Annotated in this window: 7 protein-coding genes and 1 tRNA gene; 4 read left to right on the top strand and 4 right to left on the bottom strand. The window is 51.1% G+C overall.

The genetic code is table 11. The features are described 5' to 3' along the window. Window positions 1–297 precede the first annotated feature (297 nt). Window positions 298–939 (bottom strand): corrinoid protein, encoded by a 642-nt coding sequence (locus tag ACWIZX_RS03755; RefSeq protein ID WP_448334861.1) that lies wholly within the window; start codon window positions 937–939, stop codon window positions 298–300. 137 nt (window positions 940–1076) lie between these two features. Between ACWIZX_RS03755 and ACWIZX_RS03750 the strand changes: the two genes are divergently transcribed. Beyond that, window positions 1077–1505 (top strand): GNAT family N-acetyltransferase, encoded by a 429-nt coding sequence (locus tag ACWIZX_RS03750; RefSeq protein ID WP_448334860.1) that lies wholly within the window; start codon window positions 1077–1079, stop codon window positions 1503–1505. 5 nt (window positions 1506–1510) lie between these two features. On the opposite strand, the gene ACWIZX_RS03745 is transcribed toward ACWIZX_RS03750, so the two are convergent. Next, window positions 1511–2851, bottom strand: a complete 1341-nt coding sequence (locus ACWIZX_RS03745) for an ABC transporter permease (protein WP_448334859.1) — start codon at window positions 2849–2851, stop codon at window positions 1511–1513. A gap of 29 nt (window positions 2852–2880) precedes the next feature. After that, window positions 2881–3516, bottom strand: a complete 636-nt coding sequence (locus tag ACWIZX_RS03740) for an ABC transporter ATP-binding protein (protein WP_448334862.1) — start codon at window positions 3514–3516, stop codon at window positions 2881–2883. Window positions 3517–3828: 312 nt separating this feature from the next. Between ACWIZX_RS03740 and ACWIZX_RS03735 the strand changes: the two genes are divergently transcribed. Next, a complete protein-coding gene (locus ACWIZX_RS03735) occupies window positions 3829–4242 on the top strand; it encodes a DUF3828 domain-containing protein (protein ID WP_322792166.1) in 414 nt (137 codons plus the stop codon). 200 nt (window positions 4243–4442) lie between these two features. After that, on the top strand, window positions 4443–4640 hold the full coding sequence (locus ACWIZX_RS03730) for a hypothetical protein (RefSeq protein ID WP_322792167.1): 198 nt from the start codon (window positions 4443–4445) through the stop codon (window positions 4638–4640). A 72-nt stretch (window positions 4641–4712) separates the two neighbouring features. Here ACWIZX_RS03730 and ACWIZX_RS03725 read toward each other — a convergent pair. Next, a tRNA-Leu gene (locus ACWIZX_RS03725) sits at window positions 4713–4796 on the bottom strand. Window positions 4797–4854: 58 nt separating this feature from the next. Between ACWIZX_RS03725 and ACWIZX_RS03720 the strand changes: the two genes are divergently transcribed. Further along, a partial coding sequence (locus ACWIZX_RS03720; protein ID WP_448334858.1) for a site-specific integrase occupies window positions 4855–5153 on the top strand: 299 nt, incomplete at its 3' end.

Raw genomic sequence — 5153 nt, 5'->3', positions numbered from 1 at the left:
TTCGAGCCCCTCCGCGCCCACCTGACAGCACCCCATAACGGGGGTGTTTTTTTCAGGTTCGGGCGTCCCCGCAAAGTCCAGCAGTTCTTGGGTCTCTGATCTTGGCTGGTTTGTCCTGGAAATGGGCTATATTATACATATCGGGCATTTGGGATGCTCCGGCTTTTCCATGTTAGACGTTTTTAGGGACCTTCAATCTACCGCTTTTCCATCCCGCAATCATGGTGTTTCCCCTTTTTTGGATTTCAACACCTTGAAAATACCCCTTTACGGTTTATCTCTTGTTTCATTTAACCTTTAGGAAATTCCCATCAGCGATTTTGCCAGCATTACCGCACGACTGGCATCTGGGGCGTAGCCATCTGCTCCAATCTGACGGGCAAATGTTTCGGTAACCGGCGCCCCGCCAACCATGACTTTGACCTGTCCTCTCAACCCGGCTTGCTGCAATGCCTCTATCGTATTTTTCATGTTCGGCATGGTTGTAGTCAACAAAGCCGAAAGCGCCACCAGCTGAGCGCCGCTGGATCGAACTGCCTCAACAAAACGCTCTGGTGGAACATCCGTACCCAAATCAATAATTTCAAAGGCTGCCCCCTCCAGCATCATGCACACCAGATTCTTGCCGATATCGTGCAAATCCCCCTTTACTGTGCCAGCCACCACCTTACCCGTCGGTGTAACATCTGCCTGCACCAGTTTGGGTTTGAGCAGGCTCAGGCCGGACTGCATGGCGCGCGCTGCCACCAGCATTTCCGGCACAAAGTATTCCCCTTCTTCAAACAAAAGCCCCACCTGTTCCATCGCCGGCATCATCGCTTGCTTAAGAATAATCTCGGCTTCTACATCCTGTTCCAGCGCGCGCTGAACCGCCTCGCGAGCTGCCAGCTGGTCGCCTTCCAGAATTGCCTGATAAATGGATGAGAGCAGGCTTTGCATTCCTTTCTTCCCTCCGCTCCGTAGTCTCAATTCCCCATTTATACCCCAACATGGCCGCGAAGAAAACCATTCACCAAAAATCGGTTAAAATTGGCAGGCAATCATACCCAAACCCGAAATTTGGATGAGGATAAACGATGGAAATTTCTCTTGTTTCTCAGGTATCAGAGGAAATTGCGGAAGCATTCAAGCGATTGGTTCCCCAATTAAGTAGTTCGGCAGAGATTCCCACCCTTCAGCAAATTCAAGAAATTGCGGAAAACGAATCCTTGTTCATCGCCCGCGACCCGGAGCAGGAGGGCAAAATTGTCGGCACACTCACGCTGGTTACCTTCCGCATCCCCACCGGTGTTCGCGCCTGGATTGAAGATGTGGTTGTGGATGAAAGTGCGCGCGGCAAAGGAATTGGCGAGGCACTCACCCGCGCTGCTTTGGAGCGTGCCCGTCAGTTAGGTGCAAAAACGGTGGACCTGACCAGCCGACCCAGCCGCGAAGCTGCAAACCGTCTCTATCAACGGGTAGGTTTCGAACTGCGCCACACCAATCTTTACCGCTACAACCTGTAACAAGTTCATTCATGCCGCAAGGCATCCAGCGGCTGCATAGAAGCGGCCCGAATGGCTGGGTAAATACCCGAAAAAACTCCTGTAAAGGCGGTAAATACGACTGCAAAAAACACCAGCCAAGGCGGGACGAGCAAAGTTGTACCGCCGTTCAAACCCGGAATGCCGATGCCCGGCATGGAGACGAATCCGTCAATCTGGCTCAACACCCCGGCGCCGCCTTGGGTAACTACTGCACAGAGGGTCACCGCCAAAAGTGCCCCCAATATGCCGCCCACCAGCCCCAGCGCGCCTGCTTCAGCAAGGAATAGAGCCAGGATGTCGGAATTCTTTGCCCCCAGTGATTTGAGCAAGCCGATTTCCCGCGTCCGCTCGTAAATTGCCATCAGCATGGTATTGCTGATACCGAAAGCGGAAATCAATAGGGCAACTGCTCCGATACCCCCCAGCATCCACTGTAGAGAAACAAAAAAGCGGTTGAATTGCTCAATCACCTTGCGAGGCGCATCCACCTCATAGCCGGCTGAGGTCAGCGCCTGATCCAGTTCAGCAGCGCTGACAGCATCCGCCATTTTGATAACGATTTGGTCATATCCTTCCACTTCGCGGCGGATGTTCTTCCCGGTCAGCCAGCGGTTCCAACGGTCCACCTCACTCAAAGGATAATAGATCATATAATCGCTGGCTCCCCCCGTTTCCGCCAGCACACCGATCACCTGAACCCGCAAACGGCGCACGCCGGCTTCAGGCGCTTCAACTTTATCGTTCGTTTGAACGGTGCGTTGAATGGTTAAGTCCACCCATTCCTCCAGCAAATCCAACTGAGGTTGCACCGGCTGGCGCTTTCGCAAGTCAAACATATATTCGCACACCTTTGGGCCAATCACAACTTGACCAGCCGTAATAACCATTTCGCCGCGCGCGAGGGGGTACCCCAGTGAGGCCAACCGCGATGGTTCAACTCCCACTACCACCACATTTGATTCCATGTTCTTGTAACGTAAGTAGGCTGGCGAACTTTTGAGAAAAACCTGTGGCGAGGCTTCCACCACTGCGGATGACGTACGAATTTTCTCAACCAGTTCAGGATTAAGCAAAACATTCTGACAACTTTGCGGCCTTTCTCTGAGCGGCAAGGTGCAGGCAGCTGGCACACGCACAGTCAGGGTCGTCAAATCTCCAAGATTACCGATACTCTCCATCAGATTTTTCTGCATGCCCAGTCCCAGGGCAATTAACAAAATGATCGCCATACTGCCGATCAGCACACCGCCAATCGTCATCAGCACCCGGGTCTTCCTGCGCCAAAGATTACCGTGAACCAGATAGATCAAATCAAAGAAAGTCATTGTTGACCACCTTTTTCAAAAAAAACGGCTCACCCGCTTTCGACGATTCGACCATCCTGCAAGCGAACATAACGGTCAGTTTGTTGAATCAAATTCATATCATGCGTGACCATCAGCACAGTCACTTTTTGAGTGTCGGTAAGCTCTTTCAAGAGGGCCACCACTTCCTGGCCGGTGCGACTGTCGAGATTACCGGTCGGCTCATCCGCCAGCAATAAAATGGGCTGGTTCACCAGGGCTCTGGCAATGGCCACGCGTTGCTGCTGTCCACCCGATAATTGAGCAGGCCTGTGGTTGGTACGCTCGGCCAAACCTACTTTTGCCAGTAATCTCAAGGCAACTTCCCGGCGGACGGAGCGGGCTACCCGGTTAAAAATCATCGGAATCTCCACATTTTGCCAGGCAGTCAGAGAGGGGATAAGATGAAAGTTCTGGTAAATAAATCCGATTTTTCGGCAGCGAAATTCTGCCAGCTGATTTTCATCCTGCCGGGTTAGGTTTTTGCCCGCCACAACCACCTCCCCCCGGCTGGGGCGGTCCATTCCCCCAATCAAATACAACAATGTGGATTTACCAGAACCTGAAGTTCCGCATATTCCAAAAAACTCTCCCGGGAAAATTTTTAAATTCACCCCGTTTAAAGCCCTCACCACCTCATTACCCATCCGGTAATGACGGTGCAGGTCATATATGCAGATAAGTGGTTCGATTTGATCCGCCATACTGCCACCTTTTTACCATTTGGCTGCACAGTACTCTCCACCTGTGAGCGTACCAAATAACGAACAAAAAACATCCTTTTTCAGGACGGTATTCCCCCTGGTCATCTGCATTAATCCAGCCCGATCTTTTGGTGCAGTTTTTCACTAATCTAACAGGCAACCAAAATCCGCTAAGCGGTGGATGCCATCTTGGAGGAACATCATTATAAGAGAAATGGACATTTCGAAGGTCAAATCAGAAAAAGGAGCAAATTCATGAAAATCAAACCATTTCTTGTAGCAGGAGCAATAATTCTCACGCTGCTGATGAGCGCATGTGCTAAAAGCAACAATTCCAGCAGCACCGGCCAACCTGCCGTCCCTCCTGAAAAGGTCGTGGATGGGTTTTATACCTCGTACCTGCAGGCCTGGCCGCCCACACCCTTCAACGAAATTTCCCAACTCAGTCCTGAATTTTCTAAGAGTCTGGACAAAAAACAACAGGAGGGAATGTTTATCGTTCCATTCATTTGCGCTCAGGATTATCCCGAGAAAATGGAAATCCAGTCTTCACAAGTGGACGGCGATACGGCCAGAGTGACCGTTAAGTCGAGTTTTGGTAACACCATTGAGTTAACCTTGAAAGTAATCAGCGGCGAGTGGAAAATTGACAATGCTGTCTGCAAGTGAAAGCCGGCATCTCAACGAATGCAGCGGTTACGCCCATTCAATATCCAATCGAAAGCTTGAAATGTTAAACCGGACAGGGTACAATAGAAATACAGAAGAAAAACATTAAACTGCACATTCCAGAGGCTCCACGCCCTGTCGTCACTTGACAGAGCCGTTCGCAAACCCGAACGGCTCTGTTTTTATCGAAGGAGGTTACCATGTTCTGCCTTGAACTGACCCGCGAAGAACGCGATTTGCTCATTCAGGTACTTGAGTCAAGTTTAGACGATGTCCGTACACAACTGATTGCGGCGGATAATATGATGTACAAAATGATGCTGCGTAAACGAAAAGAAATCATTGCCCGCCTGCTGGAAGAATTGAACAAACAAGAACAACTACCGCTTGCAGAATGAGGGACTCGCCGGATGCTGGCAAAATCAAAAAACCCGCGCACATCTTTTGCGCAGGTCATCCAGAATTATGTGTAGGGCGGGTGGGACTTGAACCCACAAGGTGTCACCACCGGCGGATTTTAAGTCCGCTGCGTCTGCCTGTTCCGCCACCGCCCCCAAATATGGGTATATAGGCACACGATAACGGCATATATGGCGGGTGAAAGGTCAAACCATGCCCCGCCAAACGATTTTAGCACAACGGACTATTTATCCTACGCTGGCAATTGCCGCCGAAGCCTTCCTCACCGATTGCCACATTCGCCGTCTTTCCCGCCGAACGATTGACTTTTACCGTGAGAAACTCACCCGCTTCACCGCCTACGCCGAAGCCCAACAGGCGAATGACCTTGACCAGGCGGACACGGATTTACTCCGCCGCTTCTTCTTGTGGCTGGAAGAAAACAACCACAATCCGGGCGGCCGCCATGCCTACTTCCGCACCTTGCGGGCTTTCTTCCACTGGCTGGAAAA

Source organism: Bellilinea sp. (assembly GCF_053501535.1).
This window is presented reverse-complemented; position numbering and strand designations above follow the sequence as displayed.

Bases quoted from the DNA above. Each gene is read 5' to 3' on its own strand.
- ACWIZX_RS03755 (WP_448334861.1), bottom strand. From the start codon at position 939: ATGCAAAGCCTGCTCTCATCCATTTATCAGGCAATTCTGGAAGGCGAC.
- ACWIZX_RS03750 (WP_448334860.1), top strand. From the start codon at position 1,077: ATGGAAATTTCTCTTGTTTCTCAGGTATCAGAGGAAATTGCGGAAGCA.
- ACWIZX_RS03745 (WP_448334859.1), bottom strand. From the start codon at position 2,851: ATGACTTTCTTTGATTTGATCTATCTGGTTCACGGTAATCTTTGGCGC.
- ACWIZX_RS03740 (WP_448334862.1), bottom strand. From the start codon at position 3,516: ATGGGTAATGAGGTGGTGAGGGCTTTAAACGGGGTGAATTTAAAAATT.
- ACWIZX_RS03735 (WP_322792166.1), top strand. From the start codon at position 3,829: ATGAAAATCAAACCATTTCTTGTAGCAGGAGCAATAATTCTCACGCTG.
- ACWIZX_RS03730 (WP_322792167.1), top strand. From the start codon at position 4,443: ATGTTCTGCCTTGAACTGACCCGCGAAGAACGCGATTTGCTCATTCAG.